This window comes from Paraburkholderia bengalensis (assembly GCF_037126505.1).
Lineage (GTDB): Bacteria > Pseudomonadota > Gammaproteobacteria > Burkholderiales > Burkholderiaceae > Paraburkholderia > Paraburkholderia bengalensis.
The window spans coordinates 1-1,031 of sequence record NZ_JACFYJ010000264.1; the positions used below are offsets into that span (position 1 = coordinate 1).

A 1,031-nucleotide genomic window follows, 5' to 3' on the forward strand; every position below is an offset into this window, starting at 1 on the left:
TGTAGTCGGCCATCGCGCTCACCTGGTTCCAGTGCGGGCTGCCGCTGCCTGCGTTACCGCCCGCGCGCGAATAGGTATAGGCAGCCGAGAGTTCAACGGCCGGGTTCAGCGCATACCGGAAATTACCTTCGAAGTTCTGGAAGTGCGTGCTAAAGCCAGTCTGGAAGAGTTCCGTCAGATTGGTCTGGGTGTACACGAAGCCTGCAACCGCCGGGCCGAACGTGTAATTCACGCCCGCGCCCCACGTTTGCTGGCGGGCGGCCAGTGTGCCCAACGGAACCGCGGTTGGCGACACCAGCCCCTGAAGCGAGGCGCCCGTCGTATCGGTCACCGCGCCGCCTGTATTGACCGCGCCAGGTGTTCGCGCACCACTATTCAGGTGCAAATAGCCCGCCCCAAAATTCAGCGGGCCCCAGACGTATGACATGCCCACGCTCCAGGCTCGGTTATTTGCAAAGCCACCGGCCTGATTCGAGAAGCCATATAACCCGCCGATCTTGAACCCGTAATAGTCCGGACTCTCGTACTTGACCGAGTTATTGATCTGGAACGAGTCGTTCAGGTTGTCGACGTCGAATGGGTGGGCAAAGTGCACACCCCCGTATTCCGTGCCCGTCAGCGAAAGCGGCGCCACGAAATCGACCATGTCATCGGTCTGGCGACCGAGCGTGAGCGTGCCGTATTGACGGGCGGTCAGGCCAACAAAAGCCAGGCGATTGAAAAGACGGTTGTTCGACGAGAATTGCCCGTTGTTCACATTGAAGCCATTCTCGAGCGTGAAGATGGCTTTCAGGCCTCCGCCAAGATCTTCGGCTCCACGCAGCCCCCAGCGGCTGTACTGCACGGAGCCGCTGGTCATCTGCCAGTTGCTATGGCCGCCCGAACCCGTCCCGGAGATCTGGCTATTCGTGTAGGTCAGACCTGCGTCGATCAGGCCGTAAAGCGTCACACTGCTCTGGGCATGCGCAGTCCCCGTCAGGATGACCAGCGCGGCGCCGGTAAAGAAGTACTTCTTCATGTGCTGCTCCAGT

The 1,031-nt window shown here is 60.2% G+C and carries 1 protein-coding gene; it reads right to left on the bottom strand.

Going from position 1 to position 1,031, the window contains the following annotated elements; all coding sequences use genetic code 11:
• The coding region (locus tag H3V53_RS43135; RefSeq protein ID WP_336603033.1) for a porin at positions 1–1,018 on the bottom strand (1,018 nt) is incomplete at its 3' end.
• Positions 1,019–1,031: the final 13 nt, after the last annotated feature.